Raw genomic sequence first — 26,615 nt, 5'->3', positions numbered from 1 at the left:
GCAGGCCTTAAAGCTCAATGCCTAATTGAACAACCATTTTATAATCGTCGTTTTCAGGGATAGTGCCATCAGCATTTGCGATAGGTGATTTTAAGTGATCCCAGACAAAAGACACATCAAAGTCAATATCATCTGTAATATCAAAAGAAGCACCGGCTTTTGCGGCTTGGGCATTACCACCAGCTGCAGACTCAGCAAAAGTAAATTTATAATCGAAGGTTAAATCAATGTCTGAGGTAAGCTCATACTCAGTATGTGATTCGATGTAAAATGAACTAGAGGAGTTTTCTGTCTCAGCGCCTTCTTGTACTGCGTCAAACTCGGTGTGTTGATAAGATGGGCCCATACCAATATCCCACTCGGTTTTATCGGTATCAATAATGTAGTAACCGATACCGGCACCGACGGTGTATTTGTGCGCGATATTTTGGAACGGGTCACGAAAGTATTCAAATGAGATCGGTCTAAAGTACAGCGATTTGGTGTAAAACCAGTCAAATGTACCACTAGCACGAATGTTATTTTCAGTAACTTCGTCATCATTTGATGTTCTATCAGCGAGACCACTGATCAGTAACCTGTTTGATGCTGTTCTACGTTTAATATCTAATGATGCAGAGTATTCGGTTTGCTCAGTGTTACCTTTACTAATATTTGCGCCGACACCTACCTTTATACTCCAGGCACTTAATGCTGAGTCAAATGTGGGCGCAACTGAGACTAAATCGCTGTATTTATATTGATCGGGACGACCCATACCAACCATAACATAACCGCCAGAAATATTAAGCGGTCCTTCAAGCACAGTCCCATCATTAAATCGCACTGCGTGATTACGACCTGATATGACTATATAAATATCATCACGGTCTATCATTAATGTATCGAGTACATCACTATCGAACTCTAATTGTTTGTCATAATAGGCTTTGATATCGCCTTTGAGCCACTCGCCGGATGTTAATCTTACCCAGTCATATTTTTCTGTGTCTTTTACTACAGCATGTTGCTCATCTATTAGAGCATCAGGTGTTTCAGCTTTAGCGAAACAGCTAAATGTGCTTATAGATGCGATAGCCAGTGCAATTGGCAATAGTTTCATTGTACATTCCTTGATTATTGCTATGTATATTCTGGTTTAAAGCTATGTAAGTATAGCTAGTTATTACTTGAAAACAGCCGTTGATGCGTTTTAAAGGCATATTCGTCTGTCATTCCACTTAAATAGTCACAAATTACACGGTGAGTATTGCCACCTTGTTGCAGCGTTTGCCGATACAGATTAGCCGTTGTTTCAGGTAGTAAACGCAACGGATCACAGGCAAATGCTTCAAATAATTCAATGATCAGTTTTTGTCCTTTGAATTCTATTTGTTGCATATGCGAAGCACGAATTAAGCGCTGATAGATAAATGACTTTAACGCGTCTAATAAAGCTTGATAACTTTTTGGTAAAACGACCGTGTAATTTAAAATTGGGTTTTCAAATTTAATGTCATTTTTAATTATCGATGACTGAGTAATAAAAAGATTAACCAATTCTCCAATAACGTCTTTTCGCTGTGCTTCTGATTCTAAAAATAAACGCGCTGTAATGTTACTTGTTATAAGCCATTCGCAATCAACAGCTTGTAACGCAGGCATGGCGTGATTTTGCCACTCTTTTAAAGTAATTTGCTCTGTTGCAATTGCATCTTCTAAATCATGAACCGCATACGCAATGTCATCGGCTAATTCCATAATGGCTGCATCTAGCGATTTATAAAGGGTTTTCGCACGATATTGATCAACCTCTTGAGCCTTGCTTAGATTTGTTTTATCAGCAGCAGATAGGGGGGCTACAATCCAATCAAAGGTTGTTCTGTCATCATTATATAGGCCTTTTGCAGGGCGCCAGTCGTCTGCCTTAATAAAAGCTCTACTTGGGTTGTGTTTGGGAATTGTGTGCCACAAGTCATTTATAAATGCCGGGTACTTTATAAAGCCTAATAACGTGCGGCGTGTTAAATTCATACCATGGCCATCACTGTAGGGCTCTAATCGTGACACTATACGCAGGGTTTGCGCATTACCTTCAAAGCCACCATGATCCCGCATCATGTAATTTAATGCTATTTCACCACCATGACCAAACGCAGGGTGGCCTATATCATGGGCTAAGCACAGGGTTTCTAATAAACTTTGATCTGGAAAATGGTTAAAATCAGGGTGTTGTTTTTCTAAATGGCGTAGTAGCCCGCTACCAATTTGTGATACTTCCAGTGAATGGGTTAAGCGGGTACGGTGAAAGTCATTAAGCCCAATACCCATGATTTGGGTTTTTGCCTGAAGTCGCCTAAACGCTGCTGCGTGTATTATTCGTGAACGGTCGACTTGCCAAGCAGAGCGATTATCATTAGGTCGAGACTTTTGTTGTTCTATGATCCTACTTTGCCAATCTAATTCCATGAATTGGTTTTCCACTGACTTCTAACGAGTTGATATAAATACATTGTAGCGGATTTTAGTAGATTATAAATCATTCAGTTAATGAAAGTTTCTATATTATTTGGCTGATGTTTCTAAATTAGCTGTTATTAAGTATAATGCGCGGCCACATGCATGTGAGTATAGCCATGCATCAATATCAGTTTTTTAGAGAGAATACATGCTAAAGTACTTAGTTCGATTACTCGTTAGTCTATTTTTTATCTGGGCGTTGGTTTATCCATTTATTAAAACAAGTTTGCCCACAGAGCAAGAAAGCACTGAACAAATAATCGTTAAGGAAAAAGAAAAGCCACTTCATAGTGTAAAGCTACCTGATTTTAATAGCTTTACAGATGTAAAAGAAAAAAAACGCGCGTTTTTTGATTTTATCCGCCCTCATGTAGAAGCGGAGAATAAACAGATACGACAACAGCGTGCAACACTCGAAATTGCTTTGATGATGCTGCAATATAATGAGCCGTTGAATGCCAAACAAACGAAGCAAGTTAAAACCATTTTAAATAGTTATAAATTACCGAACACCATTAATACCTTATCAATAACTCAAGCATTACGCCGTGTTGATATTATTCCAAAAGAGCTTGCACTAATGCAGGCTGCAAATGAATCTGCGTGGGGAACATCACGTTTTGCCCGCATAGGTTTAAACTTTTTTGGTCAATGGTGTTATAGCAAAGGGTGCGGCATGGTGCCAAAGCGACGCACTAGTGGCGCGGTTCATGAAGTTGCTGCATTTAAGTCGGTTCGAGACGGTGTCGCTTCTTATTTTAAAAATATTAATACCCATAATGCATATAAAGAGCTTAGAGATATTCGCGCCGATTTACGCCGTCAACAAAAGCCAGTCACAGCGACTAAACTCAGTTATGGGTTAATGTCGTATTCTGAGCGTGGCGAAGCATATATTGAAGAATTGAATCAAATGATTAACCATAATAAGGCTTACTTTGATGAATAAGTTTAATTTTAAATTAGTCGCACTTTTGCTAATGGCGGGGGTTACAAGTTGCACAGCTTATGCAAAAGAGTTTGTGGTCTCGTATGATGGCTTTTATGATCGCTTAAAAGTGGTTAACAAAGGTGACTTTCAATTTGCCCAAGTCAATTTTTATATTGCAGATATTGCCTCTAATGACGCGTGTTTAATTAAAACAGGTCGAATTATTACTGAACGTCAAGAGTACCCACTTAACTATACCGATCAAGCTCAATTACTTTTACCCTTTGATAAACAGCTCGATACAGATAAAGCTGTGATTGTGATTGTGATTGAACCGCAAAATGACAACCATGATTGCCAACTTAAATTGCAAATTGAAGCGCGTGAATTTACTAATAGTGATTTAAATAAGCAGCAACTTTATAAACTAAATGATGAATTTGATGAGCTACTTTCTGACTTATCAGGGTTTTTTGTTAGTAAACTGATGAGCTTTTTACTCCCTGAGCAAAAGGGCGTGGTACTCACATTTGCAGAGCCGGTTAGTATTGACGATGCTGCTTTTAATTGTGTACAAAATATTTGTCACGTGAGCGTTACTGATGACTGGCAAGACGATAAAACAACGTTTGATGTTTCAGCCTCCCTTACAAAAGTCACCCCGTGGATTACTAAATAACTCACCCGTGGCTTAATCGCTAAAAGTACTTTATGGGTGCTTTTAGCTGCTTTTTTATCTTAAAGTGATAAATTTTGACTGCGTTTTATACCCTTAAAAAGCAGATTAAAATACACCTTATTACTGATATTTATAATAACAACCTATGATTAAAGCTCACGTTATTGAACATTTACGATTTGCCCTTGAAGCACAGTTAGCAACAGCGCAAGCAGCAGCTAAAACGGCCCACGACGCAGCAACGCACGAAGAAAATATTGCCGAAAATAAATACGATACGCTAGGCCTTGAAGCCGCCTATTTAGCACAAGGGCAAGCTGAGCGAGTCAATAGCTGCCATTTAAGCATTGTTGAGTTTGAAAAGGTATTTAAAGAGCCCGCTAGCAATAAAATAGCCATAGGCTCATTAGTTTGTGTTAGTGATGATGATGAAAATCTTAAATGGTATTTTATCGGCCCGCTATCAGGTGGGTTGACCGTGACAATTAAGCAGCAGCTGGTATATGTATTAACTCCGCATTCTCCTCTAGGTATGCAGTTGATGAATAAACAACAAGAAGACGAATTTAGCTTCACTATTGCAAATAAGTCCCATCAGTTATATATCGAACAAATCCTATAAGATAAATTTTATTTATCTTAACGCTAAAAATTATTCGTTAGTCAAAAAAGTAAAAAGCCTTTATAAATCACCTGTAGCTTAGGCTAAAGCACCCATCCTGTTAAGTGAGCGCGTTTGAGACCATCACTTATCAGTATGGGTGTTTCTATTTCTATATTTATCAATTTTGACTTACTTTAGGAAAAGTCGTGTTTAAAACCTTGATTGTGGTTGATAACAATGAGCAATCTCTCGCTCACGCATCTGAAAACGTAATAACGTTTAATACCTACCTACGTGATTACCCAAAACATAATGAACCAAAAACCCGTATTATAAATTTGTGTGATACCAGTCAGTATTTGAGCAAAGGGTATTATTGCTCTTTACTTGCCGAAGCACGAACGCATCAGGTGTTACCCAGCGTTAAAACGATTAATGCATTACGTAGCGGACAACATCTTGCTGTAAATGAGACTGACTTAAACAGCCTTATTTACTTTGGCACAGTGCCACCAAAGGCCCAAGAGAAAGCGGCGAAAGCGATTTTTAAACAATTTCCTGCACCTATTTTATGTATTGATGAACAAGGTCGATTACAGCAAGGCTCAATTTCATTATTAAATTGCGAGCAACACAGCCGATTTGTTGAAAAGCTTATTGAATTTACACAAACTCAATGGCGAATTTCTAGTTCACAGCGTCGTTATCGTTGGGACATGGCGATACTGGTAGATCACAATGAAAAAGTACCGCCCAGTGATAAAGATGCCATAGCTCGTTTTATAAAAGCAGCGGCAAAATTAGGTATATTCGCACAAGCACTCAGTTTTGATGAAATTACAAATATTGCACAATTTGATGCCTTGTTTATTCGTCAAACTACGGCAATTGATCACCTAACTTACCGCCTAGCGACTAAAGCGCAAAGTTTAGGGTTAGTTGTGATGGATGATGCTGATTCTATTTTACGTTGCTGCAATAAAGTCTATTTGCATGATGCTTTTAATTATCAAAAGGTTCCGAGCCTAAAAACAGTGGTTGTAGCTGATCAAACTACAGCAACTATTGAGCAGTTAGAACACACGTTTAGTTATCCACTGGTGTTAAAAATGCCAGAAGGGTCATTTTCTAAAGGGGTATTTAAAGTCAGCAACAGGGATGAACTGAACACTAAGCTGACTGAGTTATTCGAATTTAGTGCATTGGTGCTAGCGCAAGAGTACATGTATACAGAGTACGATTGGCGAGTAGGGGTACTAAATGGTCGGGCTATTTATGCGTGTCGATATTTAATGGCACGAAATCATTGGCAAATTTATAATCATGATGCTAAAAGATTTTTTTCTGGAGGCTTTGAAACATTACCAACATTTGAGTTACCGAAGGTGGTTTTAGATGCGGCATTAAAAGCGTGTAAAACGGTCGGTAAAGGGCTGTATGGGGTGGATGTTAAAGAGCAGCAAGGTCGAGCATTTGTACTTGAAGTGAATGATAACCCCAGTATTGATCATAAAGTTGAAGATGCATATCTAGGTGATGAACTTTACATGATTATCATGGATGAATTTAAGCAACGCCTTGAAGCAAGGGGGCGAGGTTAATGTTCACGGATACATCGGTGCGTGTGGCTAAAGGGAGTGATCTAGCAGCATTACTAGAGATAGAGCAGCAAAGCTTTACACAAGACAGGTTAACAGCCCGCAGTTTTAAACGCTGGCTAAACGCAAAGCATGGTATTTTATTGGTTATAGAAGAGCATAACCACATACTTGGCTATGGGTTAGTGTGGTGTCATAAAGGCACTCGTTTGGCTCGCTTATACTCTTTAGCAATCAAACTTCAAGCACAAGGTAGAGGGCTTGCAAAAAAGCTGCTAAGTGAACTTGAGCGCGCAGCTGCAGATTGTGCAAGACTGTTTATGCGTCTTGAGGTAGCCGTGAATAATAAAGCAGCCATCGCGCTTTATGAAAAGCTTGGCTATCGGGTGTTTGGTCAATACAGTGATTATTATGACGATCACAGTGATGCCCTACGAATGCAAAAGAATATTCGTAATACTGATGAACTTGAATTTAGACGTGCAACGCCTTGGTATCAGCAAACAACAGAATTCACCTGTGGGCCGGCGGCTTTATTAATGGCAATGTCATCAATTAATGCCAGTCAACTATGCCAAAGCAGTGAACTTGCTATATGGCGTGAGGCAACAACCATATTTATGACCTCAGGTCATGGTGGTTGTCATCCGCTGGGCTTAGCTTTGGCTGCATTAAAACGTGGGTTTAACACTCATGTGTTACTCAATAGCCGAGATACCTTGTTTATCGATGGCGTCAGAAGCGAGAAGAAAAAAGCGATATTACACACAGTGCATGATCAATTTGTAATTGAAGCTATTAAGCAAAAGCTTGATGTGAAATACCAAGATTTAACACTTGAGCACATTGAATACTGGCTAAGCCAGAAAATGGCGGTGTTACTTTTGATCAGTACGTATCGATTTGATGGTAAAAAATCCCCGCATTGGGTGTGCGTGACACACTTAGATGAGCATTGTTTATATGTACACGATCCCTTTTGTGACACGGAAAAACAATTAGCTATCGACTGCCAACATGTGCCAATAGCGCGTGCAGATTTTAGCAAAATGGCTGCGTTTGGTGCAAACCGATTACAAACAGCCGTAGCAATATCGTAAAGGACACAGAAGTGACTTTATTTGAGTTTGTAGATGTTAGCCCTTATTCATGGAGTGCGATTGGCACTGCTGCTTTTTGTGGGGCACTTATTGGGGCTGAACGCCAATTACGTGGAAAGCCTGTGGGTATACGTACTTCTGTATTGATTATACTGGGTACTTATTTATTTTTGGCGTCAGCGTTTATGTTGCACGGTGATGTTATTGACCATTCACGGGTAGTTGGTCAAATAATTACAGGGATTGGCTTTTTAGGTGCAGGTGTAATGCTTGCCAAAGATGGCGCCGTTGTTGGGGTGACATCCGCTGCAACCATTTGGGTGCTCGCTGCGATCGGAGTAATGATAGCGACAGAGCACTTAGCGGCGGCAATCAAATTATCAGTGCTTGTTGTTGGCATATTATATGGCGTAGATGTGCTCGAAGCGCAGTTTAAAAGCTTGAGTAAAGGGGTACACCGGCAGGTGAAAAATTATTCTAAGCGTTATTATAGGCACACTAAATCAACAGAGCCAGAGCAAGATTAGTCTTTATGTCGTCATGCTTGCTTTGATCACGTCAGCAATTTGCTTAGGATCATCAATCATGGGGACATGGCCTAAATTAGCAAGTTTAATAAACGCTGCATTAGGGAACATCTGCTGCGCTAAAATGGCTGTTGAGTCTATAGGGAATAGTTTATCTTTATCAGGCCAAACAAGCGTAATTGGGCAATCCAATTTGCCAGCAGATAACGATTGCTGGGTGTTGAGAATATCTTTTTTCACACTACAGCGGCACATATCGACCACCGCTTGTTTAAATTGAGCTGGAGTCAGGTTATCGCCATGTTCGGCTATTTTTTTCAGGGCAAATTTACGTACAGTTTTAAATTGTGATAAAAACGAAATAAATGGCAGACTCACAGTGGCGAGTCTAGATAAGTACTTTATTTGTTTAAGTGCCAGTGTTTGTTCACTTTTTGCCACGTGCCAAATACCCGCGGGGGATATGGCACAAACACCAGAGGCTCGCCCACGTTTGGCCAGCTCAATGGCTACCCAAGCTCCCATCGAATTACCGACGATATAGGGTTGGCTTAAATGATGTTTATCAAATGTTCGCGTCATATCATCAATGACATCAGATAACTCGATTCTTCCTTGCGGTGCTTTTGCACCATTATGTCCTAATGCTGTAAAGGCATAGACTTTGTAATCTTTACTTAAAAAGGGGATCACATCTTGCCATGCATGACATGACGAAGTGACGCCATGAAGTAATACGACTGGTCTGCCAGTTCCTTGAGTTATCATATTTCACCTCTCATTTGTTGTTAACCAAATAGTTTGCGTCGAACTATGCTGCGGTAATCTGTAGGGGTTTGCGATAAGTACTTTTTAAACACGCGGGTTAAGTGCCCTTGATCGCCGTACCCGACCTCTAAAGCGACTTCTTGAATTGAAAGGTTTGACGATGCCAATAACTCTTTGGCTGTTTGCACCCTGAGTTGTTGCCAATATTCTACGGGACTTTGGTTTGTTGCATGGCGAAAGCGCCGTGAAAAGGTGCGGTAGCTTAGGCCAAATAAGCTCGCCACTTCAGATAAAGTATGCTCAGAAGCTAAATTGTTTTTTAACCAAAACTGTATTTGCGCTATCAGTTCATCAGGGTGTTTATCTACAGCACCTTCAAGATAACGCTGATCCTCATAAGGTTTTCTGATCTCGTGAGAAAAGTTGCGCTCAACATGTTGAGCTGCCTGCAAACCATAATACTGACTAATTATATGGACAATAACATCGGCAAGCGCATTCAAACTTGCCACACTGTATAAACGTTCTGATTGAGTAATAAAAAAATCAGGTTTGAGTAATACCTCAGGATAGTCGCGTTTGAACTGCTCAGCGTAATGCCAATGGGTGGTAGCAGGGTGCCCATCTAATAACTTAGCTTCGGCTAGTAAACAATTACCCGTGCCGACGCCAATGATCTGGCTATTGTCTTGCCAGCTTGTTGCCAACCAGTTTACTAACTCATCATTAGCACGTACCACAGGGCGCGGGTTACGCCATATACCTGGCACTATTATTAAGTCACTCTTTGGGGCGCTCTGCGTGGTGCAGTCAGGTATGATTGCTAAACCAGTACGATTTTTTATCGGCTGCTGATGCTGCGCAATTAAGTAGATTTCTAAAGGCCGAAACTGAGATTTAGCTAAATGGCTTTTTGCAAAAGCCTCGGCTGCTCTGAGCATTTCAATGGGTAGAGTCAAACTGGTGATTAATAAATGCTGATAAACCAATAAACTCACTTTTAGTGGATTATTTGCTATTTCTTTGTCCACTTAATTGCTCCGACCAGTTGGTTTTGGCCTTTTAGGCCTGATATTTGGCTATTAAAGCACAATATAGCTTTTTGAATCCATCTAAACTGCAGATATATTCATTAACACGTTTCCCAAGGTAAATTATGACAGCATTACCCGTTATTGTCGGTATGGGCGGAATAAACGCCGCAGGCCGAACTTCATTTCATCAAGGTTATCGTCGTATCGTGTTAGACAGTTTAGATGCAAAAGCGCGCCAAGAAACATTTTTAGGCTTAGCCTCACTTATGAACCTTGTTAAGTTAGAGCAAGGCCAATTAGTTGATCAAAATGGCGCTGCCGTCGAGCAAGCTAATATCGAAGCACTGTATGGTGAGCAAATTATTGCAGGCACCTTGATCCGTAAAATCGAAAAAAATCATTTTGATGTTGATGCCACGCCTTGGCAGCAAAAAATGACCTTAAGTGTGTCAAATGATGAAAAGATTGTGTTTGAAACCCGTGCGCGGGATTTACCACAACCAACACCTGCGAATTGGCAAGTAGAAGAGCTTGAAAACAAAAAAGTCAAAGTCACCATTGCAGCAGAGTTAGATATTAAACATGCCAGCACCCGAGATAACCCAATTAAAGCGGCTGGCCAGTTGCCAACAGGGTTTGATCCGTCTGTGATGTACAATAGTCGTTATCAACCACGTGGTTTACAAGCCACTATTTTCGCTGCTACAGATGCAATTCGCTCTACCGGGCTTGATTGGCAGCATATTATGAATAGTGTGCAACCAGACCAAATAGGCACTTACTCAGCATCTGTTGCTGGGCAAGTTAATGAAGAAGGGTTTGGCGGGTTACTGCGCTCTCGTCAGCAGGGCGACCGAGTAAGTACCAAGCAATTGGCATTGGGTTTAAACACCATGTCGACAGATTTTATCAACGCATATGTTACAGGTAATGTCGGAACGACTTTTACTACATCAGGTGCCTGTGCCACATTTTTATATAACTTACGTGCGGCGGTAAATGATATTCAAGCAGGGCGAACGCGTGTGGCTGTTGTAGCCTCATCTGAATGTGCGATCACTCCTGAAATTATCGAAGGTTTCGGTAACATGGGGGCGTTAGCCAATGAAGAAGGGTTAAAGCGTTTAGATGATAGCCAAGAGGTTGATCATCGCCGTACTAGCCGTCCATTTGGTGAAAACTGTGGCTTTACTATAGGTGAAGGGGCGCAGGTTGCTATTTTAATGGACGACGCACTAGCCCTTGAGTTAGGGGCTGAGATTATGGGTTCTGTGCCAGATGTTTATGTTAATGCCGATGGTGTTAAAAAATCAATTACCGCGCCAGGGCCTGGTAATTACATAACGATGGCTAAATCTGTTGCATTAGCATCTAGCATTTTAGGCCAAGAGTCTGTGCAAAAGCGTAGCTTTATTTTAGCTCATGGCTCTAGTACACCTCAAAATAGAGTCACTGAGTCGTTGATTTATCACCGCCTTGCTGAAACCTTTGCCATTGATAATTGGAAAGTCGCAGCGCCCAAAGCGTATGTAGGTCATACAATTGCACCGGCAAGTGGCGATCAGTTAGCGATGGCACTCGGTGTATTTACTCATAATATTATGCCAGGAGTGACCACCATCGATAAAGTGGCGGATGATGTTTATGATCAATATTTAGATATCCGTACAGAACATTATCAGTGTGATGAAATGGATATTGCATTTATTAACTCAAAGGGTTTTGGTGGTAATAACGCGACTGCCACAGTGCTTTCACCAGCGGTTACGATGAAAATGTTGCAAAAGCGTCATGGTGAAGCGGTGTTAAAGCAATATAGTAATACCCATAGCAGTGTCAAAGTTGCACAAGCTAATTACCAAGCGCAAGCTGATTTAGGTCAATATGAGCTCATTTACCGTTTTGGTGATGGCATGATAGATGAAAACGATATTGTCATTTCAGCGCAAGATATGCATATACCTGGTTTTGATAAAACCATTACATTGAGTCAATCTAATCCTTATCAAGATATGTTTTAAGCACATTCTTGAGTGGCAAGGCGCTTTTACAGCGCCTTTTTTAATAGCTAAATCTAGCGCTATGTCGTTGGCTGCATTTTTTTGTTGAATCACCGCAGTTTACGCGACCCCTGAAATTTCCTTGTTATAATTTCATGTAATTACAAAGGCTAATGTTAGAGAATCCTATGATCGCCAGTTTATTATTGTTAAGTGCCACCGTTACACTAGACAGTCATCTGCCACCACTTCTACCATGGCAAGGGCAAAGTTTAGAATTAATGCAAGACAAAGGTCCTTTAACAACCGACTTTGAACTGAGTAATGGCTTAAACTCCCCCGATTATGCACAAACAATGGCCTTTGTTGATAGATTAGTTGCCGCAAACCCAACTCAATTTCAAGTACAAACGATTGCTACAAGCAATGCTGGGCGTGACATTAAAATGCTGGTAGCCAGCGAAGACGGTGATTTTTCAGCAACTCAAATTAGCAATCATGCAAAGCCCACCATATTAATACAAGCAGGTATTCATGCTGGTGAAATCGACGGTAAAGATGCAACTTTTATGTTACTGCGTGATATCGCAACTGGTAAACGCCGTGATATTTTAAGTAAAGTAAATATCTTATTTATTCCTATTTTAAATGTTGATGGTCATGAACGCCGCAGTCAATATAATCGTATAAATCAACGTGGCCCTGTAGAAATGGGGTTTAGAACAAATGCCAACAACCTCAACCTAAATCGTGATTACACTAAACTAGATACCCCAGGTGTACGCGGTGTGATGAAGGTGATAAATCAATATAAACCAGATTTATATGTTGATGTACATGTTACTGATGGCGCTGATTATCAATATGACGTGACATACGGCTATAACCCTGTGTTTGCTAGTGAATCGCCGAGTGTGTCACAAGCGTTAGATCAGTACTTTAAACCTGTGATTGATACTAAATTAGCTCAGCAAGGTCATATCCCCGGGCCATTGGTGTTTGTGATGGACAAACGTGAATTTAAATCAGGCCTTGCAGGTTGGGTAGCAACACCGCGTTACTCAAATGGTTGGGGAGATTTACGCGCTCTACCTAGCATATTAGTAGAGAACCACTCATTAAAACCTTATAAGCAGCGGGTTCTTGGCACCTATGTATTTTTAGATGGTGCAATTAAGGCTTTAGCACAGCATCATCAGCAACTCGATGCTGCTGTAAGTAAAGAGTTAGCCTTTATCCCTACACAACTAATTGTTAAACGAGGGTATGCAAAAGAGCCCAATACGCTTGAATTTAAAGGTATAAAATATAGCCGAAGCGAAAGTGCCCTCAGTGGCCAAGTTGAAGTAAAGTATTTAGGTGAAAAACAGCACTATTCAGCGTTACCTATTTATTGGCAAAAAGAAGTACAAAAAACTGTGACAGTGCCTCAGGCATTTTACATTCCTCCGGCGTACCCTCATATTGTCGAGAAACTTAAATTGCATGGTGTTGAGGTACAAAAAGTTACTGATACTACACCAGTAGCGGGATTAAGTATGGCATCCGTCGCTGAGCATGAGTTTGATAAAACGCCGTTTGAAGGGCGTTTTAGAGTCATCGCTGAATTTGACTATCAACCACTAGGTGAAAAAGTATTGACTGGTTGGTCTAAAATCATTACGGCTCAACCTTATGGTGAATTAGTGACTCATTTATTGCACCCAGCAGCACCTGATTCATTTTTTGCTTGGGGTGAGTTTAATACTATTTTTCAGCGTACAGAGTACATGGAAAACTATGCACTCGCGCCATATGCAAGACAGATGTTAAAAGACAAGCCTGCATTAGCACTGGAATTTGACAAAAAAATACGTGAAGACGCCACATTTGCAAATGATGCTCAAGCACGTTTAAATTGGCTGTATCAACGTACGCCATTTTATGACCAAGCTTATTTAAAGTATCCAATTCTGATGGCATTTGAAACTAACTCGAGTGAACAAAATTAACATGGACATTATTACACTTGCGGTAACTCCTTTCTCGCAAAATTGCCGTATTGTTATTTGTCAGCAAACACGCCAAGCATTCATTGTTGACCCTGGTGGTGATGCCGACAAAATTATAGCAGAGCTTGCTAGACACACTGTTGTCATTAAAAGCATAGTACTGACACACGGTCACCTTGATCATGTCGGTGCAGCAAAACAATTAGCCGATCATTTTAACGTCCAAATAGTCGGCCCACAAAAAGATGAGCAGTTTTGGTTTGATGCACTGCCAATGCAAGCGCAAATGTTCGGTTTTGTGCCGATACAACCGTTTTACCCAGATGTTTGGTTAGAGGCGGGTGATACCTACGAGGTTGGTGATTTAAGTTTTGCGGTGCGCCATTGCCCAGGCCACACCCCAGGGCATGTTATTTTTTATGAAGCTCGCCATCAAGTTGTGCTAGTAGGTGATGTGATATTTAATGGCTCAGTAGGGCGTACTGATTTTCCTAAAGGTGACGCTCAGCAGTTATTGCACTCAATTAAAACCCAAGTGCTAACTCTACCTGATGAAACACGTATTTTATCGGGTCATGGACCTGACACTACTGTGGGTGTAGAACGCATATCGAATCCATTTATCAGCGGTAAATTTGGTTAATTACGCATAAAAAATGCATAAAAACACAAGACGCAGCCGGTAAAGCTATGTATAATTTAATCAATTTAGTAAAATAATAAAGAAATAAAATGTCTCTAAATCAAGTTGATCGCCAAATTTTGGCACTGTTACAGCAAGACGCAAGCCTTTCAACCGCTGACATTGCTGATAAAGTTGGGCTGTCTCAGTCACCCTGTTGGCGCCGAATTGCAAAGCTAGAACAAGATGGCTATATCAAAGGCAAAGTTGCTTTACTCGATGAGAAAAAGCTTGGCTTTGATATGTTAGTTTACGCCCATGTGCGTTTATCTAACCATGGCCGTACTAATTTAGCTGAATTTGAACGCCTTATTTTGAGTTACGACGAAGTCACTGAATGTTATAGCATGGCAGGTACCATGGACTTTATGTTACGTATTATCTCTAAGGGCATAGAAGGGTATGAGCAATTTGTACGTGATAACCTATTAAATCTAGAGTTTGTTCAAGAAGTTCATTCAAACGTTACCATGACGTGTGTAAAGCGTAGTACTTCGCTCCCTTTATAAAAACGATTGGCCATTGATTTAATGCAATGGTAAAAATCACCTCACACTAAATGCACTATACTCAATAGTGCATTTACAATAACCAATTGTTAACTTTTGCTTAATTTGATAGAATTCAGCGCTTTTTTTGATCCCTACACCCACGAGGAACTCAATGTTTAACTTACTCAGCAAAGCGCCAAGCTCTGCTAAAAATGATATCTTATCAGGTTTAACGGTGGCTCTTGCCCTCGTGCCTGAGGCTGTTGCCTTTGCTTTTGTTGCAAATGTTGAGCCGTTAGTTGGCTTATACGCAGCATTTATTGTTGGTTTGATCACCGCTATTTTTGGTGGTCGCCCAGGTATGATTTCTGGTGCGACAGGTGCACTCGCCGTAGTAATGGTAAGTTTAGTTTTAGACCATGGAGTTGAATACCTATTTGCAACTGTGCTGTTAATGGGCATATTGCAGATACTCGCGGGTGTTTTTAAGCTAGGTAAATTCATTCGCATGGTACCGCACCCAGTTATGCTTGGCTTTGTAAACGGTCTAGCAATTGTCATATTCTTAGCTCAACTTGGTCAGTTTAAGTCCCCAGGTGCTGATGGCACTATGCAATGGATGACAGGAGAGCCAATGATGATCATGCTGGGGCTTGTAGTACTCACCATGGCTATCATTCACTTTTTACCAAAGTTGACTACAGCGGTACCATCAACCTTGGTAGCGATTGTAACCGTAACCCTCATTGTTATTGGTTTAGACCTTGAAGCGCGTACCGTGCTCGACTTCTTAAAAGATATGACAGGTGATAGCGCAGCAACCATTGCTGGTGGCTTACCTGAGTTTCATGTTCCTATGGTGCCTTTCACTTTTGAAACTTTTAAAATTATCTTCCCTTATGCGCTAATTTTAGCGGCAATCGGCTTGATTGAATCACTACTAACGTTAAGTTTAATTGATGAAATAACCGAGACTCGTGGTCAAAGTAATAAAGAATGTATTGGCCAAGGTGCTGCAAACGTAACCTGTGGTTTCTTTGGTGCAATGGGGGGTTGTGCCATGATTGGACAATCTATGATCAATATTAATTCAGGTGGCCGCTCTCGTCTATCGGGTATCACTGCTGCATTAATGTTACTGGGCTTTATCATTTTCGCCGCAGGCTTAATTGAAATGATCCCACTAGCAGCGCTTGTCGGTGTTATGTTTATGGTGGTACTTGGCACGTTTGAGTGGGCTAGCTTTAAAATGATGAAGCGCGTTCCTAAATCTGATGCCTTTGTTATTGTATTAGTATCAGGCGTGACTGTAGTGACTGACTTAGCAATTGCAGTATGTGTGGGTGTTATCGTATCTGCATTAGTTTTTGCATGGCAACATGCTAAGCATATCTATACGACTAACTATATCGACCAAGACGGTGCTAAAGTATACGAATTACATGGCCCATTATTTTTTGGCTCAGTAAAAAGATTTTCTGAATTATTTGATGTTAAAAACGACCCTAAAGATGTCATTATCGAATTTAAATACAGCCGTGTGGCCGATCACAGTGCCATTGAGGCAATTGATACCCTTGCTGATAAATACACCAAAGCGGGTAAACAATTACATTTACGCCATTTAAGTCAAGATTGCACACAGTTATTGCATAAAGCACGTGATCTTGTTGAAGTGAATGTTATTGAGGATCCTACCTATAAAGTAGCCTCTGATAAACTCGCTTAAACGGTCAGTTTTATAAAAAGCGAAGGCAGTGCCTTCGCTTTTTTGTTAATGTATATGTGATTCAAAGGTCAGATAAAGTAGGCAGATAGGGTTTAAGTTAATAATTAAAGGGAATTGTAATTTGAAACGTCTATATATTTTGTTGTCAGTTTATTCTTCATTTTTAGTCGCTGAGCCGAAAGTTGAACAGTCACATGAATTTTATAATGTGTCTGTAAGTCATACACGTAATTTATTAAAAAATGTTAATCAGGCATCACCGATAAAACATAATGGTAATAAATTTCATGGCTACACTGAGTATAATATCCAATGGAGATTTAATAATAAGAGTCGTGGCAGACATCGCTGTATACTAAACAAAGTTAAGACGGTATTAACCTTAAAATATACTATGCCAAAACTACGCTCAGAAAACGAAGACGTACACAAAGTATGGAATTCATGGTATCCAAACTTAGAAAAACATGAAAATGGACATGGCGCTTTAGCTATTGAAGCTGCAAAGGAAATCGACTCTTCATTGCGAGCCTTCTCTTCTCGATCCGGTTGTCAAAAGATAAATAAAGAAGCAAATGAACTCGCTTATAAAATTATGGCAAAATTAGAGCAAGCTACTAAAAAGTATGATCTGGATACTAATCATGGGGAAACACAAGACGCTTGGTTGTATAGCCACCTTTAATAATATGTAAAATACGACAAAGCTCGACTGTATGGTGTGTGGGCTGTATAATTCGCGGCCTCTTTATATTGTGTTATTGCCTGTATTAACTCTTCATTGTTGGACGATGAGTTTACTTGCTCATTTTGCTTAGGAATTCATCTTGATCTCAACCGCTAATATCACCATGCAGTTTGGTGCCGAACCGTTATTTGAAAATATATCCGCTAAATTTGGTAACGGAAATCGTTATGGCCTAATAGGGGCTAACGGTTGCGGTAAATCAACATTTATGAAAATTTTAAGTGGCGCACTTACCCCGTCTTCTGGAAATGTGTCAATTACACCAGGTTTGAAAGTAGGTAACCTTAGTCAAGACCAATTTGCTTTTGAGCAATACTCAGTGGTAGATACTGTTATCATGGGTGATGTTGAACTATGGAAAGTAAAGCAAGAGCGCGATCGTATTTATTCTTTACCTGAAATGAGTGAAGAAGAAGGCATGAAAGTGGCTGAGCTTGAAAGCATTTTTGCCGAAATGGATGGCTACAGTGCTGAAAGCCGTGCTGGCGATATTTTATTAAAAGCAGGTATCGAAGAAGAGTTTCATTTTGGCTTAATGTCACAAGTCGCTCCAGGTTGGAAATTACGTGTATTACTTGCGCAAGCATTGTTTGCTAATCCAGACATTTTATTACTGGATGAGCCGACCAATAACTTGGACATACATACAATCAACTGGTTAGAGCATGAGCTTAATCAGCGTAAATGCACCATGATCATCATTTCCCATGACCGTTACTTCTTAAATGCTGTGTGTACCCACATGGCCGATATAGACTATGGTGAATTACGTATTTATCCGGGGAATTACGAGAAATACATTGAAGCATCAACGCTAATTCGCGAGCAGCTACTGGCAGGAAACGCCAAGAAACAATCTGAAATCGATGAACTACAAGATTTCGTAAATCGTTTTGGTGCAAATGCGTCAAAGGCAAAACAGGCAAGCTCTCGAGCTAAGAAAATGGATAAAATCAGCCTCGATGAAGTTAAATCGTCAAGCCGTATGGCACCATCATTGTATTTTGATGAGGGCAAAAAAATGCATCGCCAAGCATTGATCCTGGAACAGTTTGGTCATGGTTTTGATGGCGAAGTATTGTTTGAAGGTGGCGAGCTTATTTTAGAAGCAGGCTCAAAATTAGCTATTATTGGTGAGAACGGTGTAGGTAAGTCAACTTTCATTCGCTGTTTAGTGAATGAGCTTGAGCCAAACCACGGCGTTATTAAATGGTCAGAAAATGCATCTATTGGCTATTGCCCGCAAGATAGCAGTAAAGACTTTGACAACGACTTAACACTGTTTGATTGGATGTCACAATGGCGTACAGCTAAACATAACGACTTAATGGTGCGTGGTATGTTGGGTCGTTTGTTATTCACAGCAGATGACGCCAATAAGAAAGCTAAAAACTGCTCAGGTGGTGAAAAAAACCGATTATTGTTTGGTAAACTGATGATGCAGGATGTCAACGTACTGGTGATGGACGAGCCAACTAACCACATGGATATGGAAGCCATTGAAGCACTTAATAATGCATTAAAAGATTTTGAAGGCACATTGATTTTCGTAAGTCATGACCGCGAATTTGTTTCATCATTGGCTACGCGCATTATTGATATCCGAGATAAAAAAGTGGTTAATTTCCACGGTACATTTAACGAGTTTATGGCCAGCCAAGCAGAGGCGGCGCAGTAATACATTATAAAACAAGAACGGCAGTTTAGCTGTTCTTGTTATTTTACTGATGGTTTAATTCGCTTCACATATCTAAGTGTCACAAAGTTAATAATAGCCATCAATAATGCAATTTCGTATCGGCTAAATGCGACTGCAATGCCAATTAAACCCATATTCCAGATACTTGCTGCGGTGGCCGTACCATAGGTCGAGTTTTTATTTTTTAAAATAGCGCCGCCACCAATAAAACCAATACCGGTAATTATACCCTCCAGTACCTTAGATTCAGCTTCTGATGATGTCAGTACCGACATTCCAACCAATGCATAGCCACAAGAAGCAACAGCAACTAAAGGGAAGGTGCGTAAACCAGCCCCATGATTTGATCGCTCTCGGTCAAATGCCATAGGCAATGAAAGCAAGTAAGCAATACCTAATTGCACTAAATTCTTAACAATTTCGTTCCACTGTAAGTCTAATTCCATTTTTGCTAGTTCCAACAATTAACCATTAGACTTATTAAGCAAATAGCAATCCAATTATAAATTATTATAAAACAATTACTTAGTTTATATTGACGAGTTTAATGGGAAAATTTTACAGACCCAGCGTAGTTTTCATACAGTTAATTACAAACTTTAACTAATACTTTATTAATGTCTACGCCTATAATTGCTAGCTACTAACGAAGTACTTATTCAGGTTAACTTGGCTTTGATCACAGGGAATAAAAATGCTCAAACTCATTATTTGCAAAGTATGCCTTATTTTAACCTTAAGTGGTTGTACGGTAGCGGGCTTTGTTGTTGATAGTACAGTTTACACCAAAGCTGATGAAAACTATGATGCAGACTTAGCTCTGTCACACCCAAGTGAAACAGCCAAAAGTAAACACTTAGCATCTGATGTTGCTACTTTATCGTTTACTGATTTAGGTTTAGCCGTAGATCGCTATTTAGTGGAGTTGGTACAGCAAGGTGTTGAACCTGACGTTGTGTGTACAAGAGTATCAAAATCAGTGAAAATCTGTGAGGAAGTGAATACACAACCTCACAGGTACAGAATCTAATCAAGCAAATACTGTTGATGAAATAATAGGTGTTCGTCTATAAAGCTACTGATGAAAAAATAACTGTGGTCATAACCTGCATGCATATTAATTTGTGCAGGGTAGTCTTTTTCATTTACTTGTTGAAATAAGTTTTCGGTTTTTAGCTGTTCAACCAAAAAGTTATCCGCTTCACCTTGATCAACACGCATTGGTACAAAATCACTTGCTTGCGCTTGTTGCATAAGCTGGCATGTATCATATTGCGCCCACGTTGCTTTATCATTACCCAAATAATGACTAAACGCTTTTTCGCCCCATGGACAGGCCATCGGGTTAGTTATAGGGCTAAATGCCGATGCACTGGTGTAACTGTTAGGATTACGAAGTGCTATCATCAGCGCGCCATGTCCACCCATTGAATGACCACTAATCGCTTTTTTATCAGACACAGGAAAATGTTGTTCAATTAAAGCCGGTAGTTCGTTAACAACATAATCGTACATATTGTAATGAGTGTTGTAAGGTGCTTGGGTTGCATTAACGTAAAAACCTGCACCTTGGCCAAAGTCATAGCTGTCTTCGTCAGGTACATTTTCACCACGAGGGCTGGTATCTGGGGCTACAATAGCAATACCAAGCTCTGCTGCTTTTTTAAATGCACCTGCTTTTTGCATGAAGTTTTCATCAGTACAGGTTAAACCTGACAACCAATAAAGCACCGGAACCTTATTTGTTTGGCTTGCACCGGGTGGTAAAAATACGGCAAAGCGCATTTTACAGTGGGTGCTACTGGCGCTATGGCTGTATTGTTTATGCCAGCCACCGCTTACTTTCACTGAGGTTAAATTATCTAGCATGTTGTCCTCGCTAAAAAGCCATGAAACAGATTCATGGCTTGCATCATTAAGAGATATTAGTAATGAATGACAGTTCGAATACTTTTACCTTCGTGCATTAGGTCGAATGCTTCATTAATACCTTCAAGTTCCATGGTATGAGTGATGAAGTCATTTAAAGCAAACTCACCAGCCATATAACGTTCTACAATTTCTGGTAACTCAGAACGACCTTTAACACCACCAAATGCACTTCCACGCCATACACGGCCGGTTACTAATTGGAATGGACGAGTCGAAATCTCTTGGCCTGCGCCAGCAACACCAATGATCACAGATTCGCCCCAACCTTTATGGCAACACTCAAGAGCAGAGCGCATCACGTCAACGTTACCGATACATTCAAATGAGAAATCAACACCACCGTCAGTCATTTCAACGATGACTTCTTGAATCGGCTTATCGAAATCTTTTGGGTTAATTAAATCAGTCGCGCCAAGTTTGGTCGCTAAATCAAACTTAGATGTATTAATGTCAACACCAATAATACGACCAGCACCGGCCATTTTTGCGCCGATGATGGCAGACAAACCAATACCACCTAAACCAAAAATAGCCACAGTATCGCCAACTTGAACTTTAGCTGTTTTAGTTACGGCGCCCATACCCGTAGTAACACCACAACCTAATAAACATACTTCTTCAAGTGGCGCTTCTTTGTTTACTTTAGCTAGTGAGATCTCAGGCAATACGGTGTATTCAGAGAATGTAGAGGTGCCCATGTAATGATAAATTGGTTGGCCATCTTTATAAAAACGTGTTGTACCATCAGGCATTAAACCTTTGCCTTGGGTTTCACGTACTGCTGAACATAAGTTGGTTTTGCCAGAAGTACACATTTTACAAACGCCACATTCAGCGGTGTAAAGTGGAATAACATGATCCCCAACTGCAACACTTGTTACGCCTTCACCTACGGCATACACAACACCAGCACCTTCATGACCTAAGATAGCAGGAAAGATCCCTTCAGGATCTTCACCTGACAGGGTAAAAGCATCGGTATGACATACACCGGTAGCCGTGATTTTAACCATGACTTCGCCTTTTTTAGGCATCATTACATCCACTTTTTCAATAGACAGTGGTTGTTTTGGACCCCAGGCAATAGCGGCTTTTGATTTAATAAATTCTGACATAATGACTCGCTTATTTGGTTATTGACGTTATAAACATAAAAACAATAGCGTTATTTTATTTGTTTCTCAAACAATGTTAATCTTCATTTTAATAAAACACTTTTACAGTATGGTAATAATGAGCCGTTGGTTAGGAATTGATGAGTTTATTGCAGTGGGTGAAGAGGGCAGCTTTACTCACGCAGCTTCGAGTTTAAATGTATCGGTTGCCCATATAAGCCGCCAAGTAACTGCACTTGAGCAAAGATTAAACACGCAGTTATTAACACGCACAACCCGTAAAGTTGTACTGACTAAAGAAGGTGAAACCTTTTTACACCAAATAAAGCACTTACAACATGCGATGGACGATGCAACGGCGTTACTTGCACAACAGCAAAATACCCCAAAAGGTAAAATTAAACTCACAGCCCCTGTAATGTACGGTGAAACATTTGTAATGCCTGCGGTGCATAGCTTTATGCAACAACATCCCGATGTAGAAGTGGTAATGGCGCTGAGTAATCAGCAAGAAAATTTGTTAGAAGGCGGCTTTGATTTAGCCATACGATTAGGGCATTTAAAAGACTCAAGCCTGAAAGCGCGACGCTTAAGTGCACGGCATTTTGTGATTTGCTGTTCACCTGATTATTTAACACGGTTTGGTGAGCCTCACACGCTGGCTGAATTGCACCAACATCAATGTTTAATTGGTAACAGTAGTTATTGGCGGGTGTGCGAGCAAGGGCGAGATAAACATATTAAAATAGCAGGGCGCTTACAGTGCAATAGTGGTTGGGCGTTAGCCGATGCTGCTAAAAAGGGATTGGGGATTGTTCAGTTACCCAATTACTATATTGAAGATGATTTAACCGCGGGTAATCTAGTGCCAATTTTAACCAATAATCAACCCAAGCCGGAAGGGGTTTGGGGGGTGTATCCACCTCGTCAGTTTGTTGCCACCAATGTAAAAGCCTTGTTGGATCATTTAGTTGCAACTCTAAATTAGCCTATATTGAGATGTCAGTATTAATGATAGGTTCAAGTATCAGATTTATAATTATTTTTTACAGTTAGCCTAATACCAATTTAATACAAAACCATGCTAGTATTGCAGTTTATTTGGCCTCAAATGTGACCATAATTAATTATGTTTCAACCAGTTAGTCTTTTCATTGGACTCAGATATAGTCGCTCCTCGAAAGGGAATGCGTTTATTTCGTTTATCTCTTTTTTTTCCATCGCAGGAATTGCCATTGGCTTGATGGCGCTTTATACCGTCAGCTCAATAATGAATGGGTTTGAGGATAATTTAAAATCGAATATGCTCGGTTTGATCCCCCATGTTGAAATTGCATCAACGAATAAAACTCAACAACAAATGAAAACGTTACAACATAATGTTGTTTCGTCAGCTTATGTAAAACATGCCAGCCTTTACCGCCATGGCGAGGCAATATTGCAAACAAACAAAGATTTACATGGGGTGTTATTACAAGGTTTATATGATGATAACGCCTCACTTTATAAAATTAGCGATAAAATAGTACAAGGTGATTGGAGCAAAGTACTTGCCTCACGCTATAACATTGCTGTCAGCCGTTATTTAACTCGCAAACTGGGGATTGGCTTAGGCGATAAAGTACGTTTGATTATGCCTGGAGCGTCAACTTATACGCCCCTAGGCCGCGTACCTAGCCAGCGGTTATTTACCATTGCTGCAATCTACGAAACGGGCTCAGAAATTGATATGGGCTTGGCTTTCACCAGTGGCGAGTCATTACAACGAGTGCTAAAGCAATCAAGTCGCGTTGCACCTAATTTAAGCATTTCATTACACGACCCCTTTTTAGTGGACGATTTTACAGCAAGTACAAACTTATTTACTGATTTTGATGTGACGGATTGGCGCCAATCACAAGGAACATTATTTGCAGCTGTTGCGATGGAAAAACGAATTATGTCGATTTTACTCGCTTTAATTGTGTTAGTTGCGGTGTTCAATATCGTCTCAGCTTTGACCATGATGGTCAGCGAAAAACAAAGCGAAGTGGCTATTTTACAAACACTCGGCCTGACTCCTAACCAAGTACAACATGTATTTATGATTCAAGGTTTATATAACGGTGTGATAGGCACCAGTATTGGTGCAGCATTGGGGTTATTACTCAGTGCCAATATTAATGAAGTGTTGTCTGCCATTGGTTTAAATGTTTTGACGGGCATTCGTTTACCGGTCAAATTTGATGTGACAAGTTTAGTTTTGATTGCGCTGGGAAGCATCGCAATGAGTTTTTTAGCGACCTTATATCCGGCCAAAAAGGCCGCTAAAGTTAGCCCCGCAGAGGTATTGCGTTATGAATGATTTGGTTATTCAATGTGAAAAATTAAGTAAATCCTATCAAGATGGTGAGAACCAAGTTGATGTTTTAAAAGGGGTTGACCTAACACTGCAACAAGGTGAAATGCTCGCTATTGTTGGAAGTTCAGGCTCGGGTAAAAGCACATTGCTGCATATCTTAGGTACGCTTGATAGTCAAAGTGATGGGGTTGCTAAGATAAAAGGACAACGTGTTGCTGATTTGTCTCGAACAGAGCAAGCCAAATTTAGAAATGAAAATTTGGGTTTTATTTATCAGTTTCACCATCTATTAATGGAATTTAATGCCGTAGAAAATGTCGCGATGCCGCTGCTTATCAAAGGGTTGAATGCCAAAGAAGCAAACACTCAGGCCTTAGCAATGCTCGACAAAGTAGGGCTCTCTCACCGTAGTTTACATAAACCGTCTGCCTTATCTGGTGGTGAAAGACAACGGGTTGCTATTGCACGAGCGTTGGTCACACAACCTGCCTTAGTACTTGCCGATGAACCCACAGGTAATCTTGATAAACAAAATGCAGTAAAGATATACGACTTAATTAAAGAGCTTAATGCCAGTTTAAATACCAGCTTTGTGGTGGTAACCCATGACTTAGAGTTAGCTGATAAGCTCGGTAAAATAGCCTATTTAGACGAAGGAAAAATCGCTATTAAAGAGAGTGGCTATGTTGCTTAGTGCGTTTTTAAGTAAGCGGTTTAGAGCACACTCTGGCTCAAACGAAAGCCAAAATGGTTTTGTTAGCTTTATAGCAAAAGCATCGACCATTGGTATTTTGCTTGGCGTTGCTGTGCTAATTGTTGCTTTGTCGGTGATCAATGGATTTGAGCAGCAGCTCGTCCACCGTTTGTTAAGTGTGGTACCGCAAGTAGAATATGTTGCGCCAAACAGGCCGATTGAGCAATGGCCAAGTAAGGTTGAAAATCTAGCCAAACAACCGGGAGTGACAGGTGCAGCCCCTTTTATTAGTGTAAATGGCATGGCGCAATATAAAAGTGACCTAAAAGCGGTTGAAGTACGTGGCGTTAGCCCTGAACTTGAAAAGAATGTTTCATCAATTAATCAATATACTCAAGGTAAACTGATCAGCCAATTAGATCTTGATGAAGTTATTTTAGGGGCGCAAATTGTTAAGCAATTGCAGTTACAGCAAGGTGATTTAGTTACCTTATTAATTCCTCAAGTGAATCAAACCGGCAGCGATATTTTAGCACCAAAACGGGTCACCCTGACCCTAGCAGGCATTGTAAAAATGGGAGGGCCAATAGATAGCACAGCAGCGTTTATTCATTTGGCTAAAGCGCAATCGCTACTTGGCTATAGCCAGCAGCAAGTAACTGGTTTACGTTTACAAGTTAATGATGTTTTTTATGCACATCAAATAGCGCTCAGAGTGGGGCAAACCATTCCTGATTATGTATATATCTCCAGCTGGTTTAGAACCCAAGGCAGTTTGTATCAAGATATTCAAATGGTGCGTACCATAGTGTATATCGTGGTGTTTTTAATTATCGCAGTAGCCAGTTTTAATATTGTGTCTTCGCTAGTAATGGAAGTGCGTGAAAAACAAGCAAACATCGCAATTTTAAAAACCATGGGTGCAAAAGACAGCACTATATTAGCAACCTTTGTTATGCAAGGGCTAACTCAAGCCTTTGTTGGTGTGGTTTTAGGGTGTTTTGTTGGAGTGTTTTTAGCGTTGAATATAAGTAGTTTATTTACTTGGTTGAGCCAATTGGCAGGTGCTAACCCACTAGAAGGCGTTTATTTTATTGAGTTTTTACCCAGCAAATTAGTTTGGCAAGATATAGTTATTACCGTTATCGTGACTTTTATATTAGCAGTGCTGGCTACTATATACCCCGCATGGCAAGCAACTCGCGTTGATCCCGCAAAAGTACTCGGCAACTAATTTTTTAACATATTAAAAGGATTTAATATGCGCTCACATCTGTGTGCAATACACTTTGTGTATGTTTCTTGGCTTAAAAAGCGAAATAAAAAAGCATCATGGCTTGATGGCATATTGGTCATCAGTCTGATAGTTTTACTAAATCTATTGCTTATTATAGGCATAATTAACCCACAAATCATTGCGTGGATATTCAACCAGAGTAAATTAACGTTTTGT

The 26,615-nt window shown here is 40.2% G+C and carries 25 protein-coding genes; 18 read left to right on the top strand and 7 right to left on the bottom strand.

Annotated elements, in window-relative coordinates; genetic code table 11:
- Window positions 1-7: 7 nt before the first annotated feature.
- Window positions 8-1,102 carry a DUF481 domain-containing protein gene (locus tag NQT69_RS02570; protein ID WP_256826143.1) on the bottom strand — a complete coding sequence of 365 codons (1,095 nt, stop codon included), beginning with the start codon at window positions 1,100-1,102 and terminating at the stop codon, window positions 8-10.
- A 56-nt stretch (window positions 1,103-1,158) separates the two neighbouring features.
- Window positions 1,159-2,448 (bottom strand): anti-phage deoxyguanosine triphosphatase, encoded by a 1,290-nt coding sequence (locus tag NQT69_RS02565; RefSeq protein ID WP_256826142.1) that lies wholly within the window; start codon window positions 2,446-2,448, stop codon window positions 1,159-1,161.
- Window positions 2,449-2,647: 199 nt separating this feature from the next.
- Here NQT69_RS02565 and NQT69_RS02560 point away from each other — a divergent pair, with 199 nt between their 5' ends.
- The 6 genes from NQT69_RS02560 to NQT69_RS02535 all read left to right on the top strand — a co-directional run bounded on the left by NQT69_RS02560 (window position 2,648) and on the right by NQT69_RS02535 (window position 7,938).
- Entirely contained in the window at window positions 2,648-3,448 is an 801-nt protein-coding gene (locus tag NQT69_RS02560; protein WP_256826141.1) for a glucosaminidase domain-containing protein, read from the top strand.
- Window positions 3,441-4,109: a DUF2987 domain-containing protein gene (locus NQT69_RS02555; protein ID WP_256826140.1), complete on the top strand. Its 669-nt coding sequence runs from the start codon at window positions 3,441-3,443 to the stop codon at window positions 4,107-4,109. Before NQT69_RS02560 ends, NQT69_RS02555 begins: the two co-directional genes overlap by 8 nt.
- A gap of 145 nt (window positions 4,110-4,254) precedes the next feature.
- Window positions 4,255-4,731 carry a transcription elongation factor GreAB gene (locus tag NQT69_RS02550; RefSeq protein WP_256826139.1) on the top strand — a complete coding sequence of 159 codons (477 nt, stop codon included), beginning with the start codon at window positions 4,255-4,257 and terminating at the stop codon, window positions 4,729-4,731.
- A gap of 188 nt (window positions 4,732-4,919) precedes the next feature.
- The gene (locus NQT69_RS02545; protein WP_256826138.1) at window positions 4,920-6,314 is read left to right on the top strand and encodes a RimK family protein; all 1,395 of its coding nucleotides are present in this window, start codon (window positions 4,920-4,922) and stop codon (window positions 6,312-6,314) included.
- Entirely contained in the window at window positions 6,314-7,411 is a 1,098-nt protein-coding gene (locus NQT69_RS02540) for a GNAT family N-acetyltransferase/peptidase C39 family protein (RefSeq protein WP_256826137.1), read from the top strand. The genes NQT69_RS02545 and NQT69_RS02540 overlap by 1 nt, the downstream gene beginning before the upstream one ends.
- Window positions 7,412-7,422: 11 nt before the next feature.
- Window positions 7,423-7,938, top strand: coding sequence for an MgtC/SapB family protein (locus tag NQT69_RS02535; RefSeq protein WP_256826136.1), 516 nt, complete (start codon window positions 7,423-7,425; stop codon window positions 7,936-7,938).
- Window positions 7,939-7,941: 3 nt separating this feature from the next.
- On the opposite strand, the gene NQT69_RS02530 is transcribed toward NQT69_RS02535, so the two are convergent.
- Window positions 7,942-8,706, bottom strand: coding sequence for an alpha/beta fold hydrolase (locus NQT69_RS02530; protein ID WP_256826135.1), 765 nt, complete (start codon window positions 8,704-8,706; stop codon window positions 7,942-7,944).
- Between the two features lie 20 nt (window positions 8,707-8,726).
- Window positions 8,727-9,737, bottom strand: a complete 1,011-nt coding sequence (locus NQT69_RS02525; RefSeq protein ID WP_256826134.1) for a GlxA family transcriptional regulator — start codon at window positions 9,735-9,737, stop codon at window positions 8,727-8,729.
- A gap of 125 nt (window positions 9,738-9,862) precedes the next feature.
- On the opposite strand from NQT69_RS02525, the gene NQT69_RS02520 reads away from it, so the two are divergent.
- The 7 genes from NQT69_RS02520 (at window position 9,863) to NQT69_RS02490 (ending at window position 19,059) form a co-directional block, all read left to right on the top strand.
- Entirely contained in the window at window positions 9,863-11,761 is a 1,899-nt protein-coding gene (locus tag NQT69_RS02520; RefSeq protein WP_256826133.1) for a beta-ketoacyl synthase, read from the top strand.
- Between the two features lie 167 nt (window positions 11,762-11,928).
- Complete coding sequence (locus NQT69_RS02515) at window positions 11,929-13,731, top strand: M14 family metallopeptidase (protein WP_256826132.1); 1,803 nt, start codon at window positions 11,929-11,931, stop codon at window positions 13,729-13,731.
- A 1-nt stretch (window position 13,732) separates the two neighbouring features.
- The gene (locus NQT69_RS02510; protein WP_256826131.1) at window positions 13,733-14,374 is read left to right on the top strand and encodes an MBL fold metallo-hydrolase; all 642 of its coding nucleotides are present in this window, start codon (window positions 13,733-13,735) and stop codon (window positions 14,372-14,374) included.
- Window positions 14,375-14,463: 89 nt separating this feature from the next.
- Window positions 14,464-14,922 (top strand): Lrp/AsnC family transcriptional regulator, encoded by a 459-nt coding sequence (locus NQT69_RS02505; protein WP_058558840.1) that lies wholly within the window; start codon window positions 14,464-14,466, stop codon window positions 14,920-14,922.
- A 154-nt stretch (window positions 14,923-15,076) separates the two neighbouring features.
- Window positions 15,077-16,633 carry a SulP family inorganic anion transporter gene (locus tag NQT69_RS02500; protein WP_256826130.1) on the top strand — a complete coding sequence of 519 codons (1,557 nt, stop codon included), beginning with the start codon at window positions 15,077-15,079 and terminating at the stop codon, window positions 16,631-16,633.
- Between the two features lie 121 nt (window positions 16,634-16,754).
- The gene (locus NQT69_RS02495; RefSeq protein WP_256826129.1) at window positions 16,755-17,318 is read left to right on the top strand and encodes a DUF922 domain-containing protein; all 564 of its coding nucleotides are present in this window, start codon (window positions 16,755-16,757) and stop codon (window positions 17,316-17,318) included.
- Window positions 17,319-17,460: 142 nt separating this feature from the next.
- On the top strand, window positions 17,461-19,059 hold the full coding sequence (locus tag NQT69_RS02490) for an ABC-F family ATPase (protein ID WP_256826128.1): 1,599 nt from the start codon (window positions 17,461-17,463) through the stop codon (window positions 19,057-19,059).
- Window positions 19,060-19,097: 38 nt separating this feature from the next.
- Here the strand turns inward: NQT69_RS02490 and NQT69_RS02485 are convergent, their stop codons facing one another.
- Window positions 19,098-19,526, bottom strand: coding sequence for an MgtC/SapB family protein (locus NQT69_RS02485; protein WP_087533865.1), 429 nt, complete (start codon window positions 19,524-19,526; stop codon window positions 19,098-19,100).
- 248 nt (window positions 19,527-19,774) lie between these two features.
- On the opposite strand from NQT69_RS02485, the gene NQT69_RS02480 reads away from it, so the two are divergent.
- Window positions 19,775-20,110, top strand: coding sequence for a hypothetical protein (locus NQT69_RS02480; RefSeq protein ID WP_256826127.1), 336 nt, complete (start codon window positions 19,775-19,777; stop codon window positions 20,108-20,110).
- On the opposite strand, the gene fghA is transcribed toward NQT69_RS02480, so the two are convergent.
- Both fghA and NQT69_RS02470 read right to left on the bottom strand, forming a co-directional pair.
- On the bottom strand, window positions 20,107-20,949 hold the full coding sequence (gene fghA / locus NQT69_RS02475) for an S-formylglutathione hydrolase (RefSeq protein WP_256826126.1): 843 nt from the start codon (window positions 20,947-20,949) through the stop codon (window positions 20,107-20,109). The genes NQT69_RS02480 and fghA overlap by 4 nt on opposite strands.
- A gap of 56 nt (window positions 20,950-21,005) precedes the next feature.
- A complete protein-coding gene (locus NQT69_RS02470) occupies window positions 21,006-22,127 on the bottom strand; it encodes an S-(hydroxymethyl)glutathione dehydrogenase/class III alcohol dehydrogenase (protein ID WP_256826125.1) in 1,122 nt (373 codons plus the stop codon).
- Window positions 22,128-22,245: 118 nt separating this feature from the next.
- Here NQT69_RS02470 and NQT69_RS02465 point away from each other — a divergent pair, with 118 nt between their 5' ends.
- The 4 genes from NQT69_RS02465 (at window position 22,246) to NQT69_RS02450 (ending at window position 26,396) form a co-directional block, all read left to right on the top strand.
- The gene (locus NQT69_RS02465) at window positions 22,246-23,115 is read left to right on the top strand and encodes a LysR family transcriptional regulator (RefSeq protein ID WP_256826124.1); all 870 of its coding nucleotides are present in this window, start codon (window positions 22,246-22,248) and stop codon (window positions 23,113-23,115) included.
- A 141-nt stretch (window positions 23,116-23,256) separates the two neighbouring features.
- A complete protein-coding gene (locus NQT69_RS02460; RefSeq protein WP_256826123.1) occupies window positions 23,257-24,471 on the top strand; it encodes a lipoprotein-releasing ABC transporter permease subunit in 1,215 nt (404 codons plus the stop codon).
- On the top strand, window positions 24,464-25,162 hold the full coding sequence (gene lolD / locus NQT69_RS02455) for a lipoprotein-releasing ABC transporter ATP-binding protein LolD (RefSeq protein WP_256826122.1): 699 nt from the start codon (window positions 24,464-24,466) through the stop codon (window positions 25,160-25,162). Before NQT69_RS02460 ends, lolD begins: the two co-directional genes overlap by 8 nt.
- Complete coding sequence (locus NQT69_RS02450) at window positions 25,152-26,396, top strand: lipoprotein-releasing ABC transporter permease subunit (RefSeq protein WP_256826121.1); 1,245 nt, start codon at window positions 25,152-25,154, stop codon at window positions 26,394-26,396. Before lolD ends, NQT69_RS02450 begins: the two co-directional genes overlap by 11 nt.
- Window positions 26,397-26,615: the final 219 nt, after the last annotated feature.

Origin of the sequence: Pseudoalteromonas shioyasakiensis (genome assembly GCF_024518675.1) — a bacterium.
In the GTDB taxonomy this organism is placed as follows: Bacteria; Pseudomonadota; Gammaproteobacteria; order Enterobacterales; family Alteromonadaceae; genus Pseudoalteromonas; species Pseudoalteromonas shioyasakiensis_B.
This window is presented reverse-complemented; position numbering and strand designations above follow the sequence as displayed.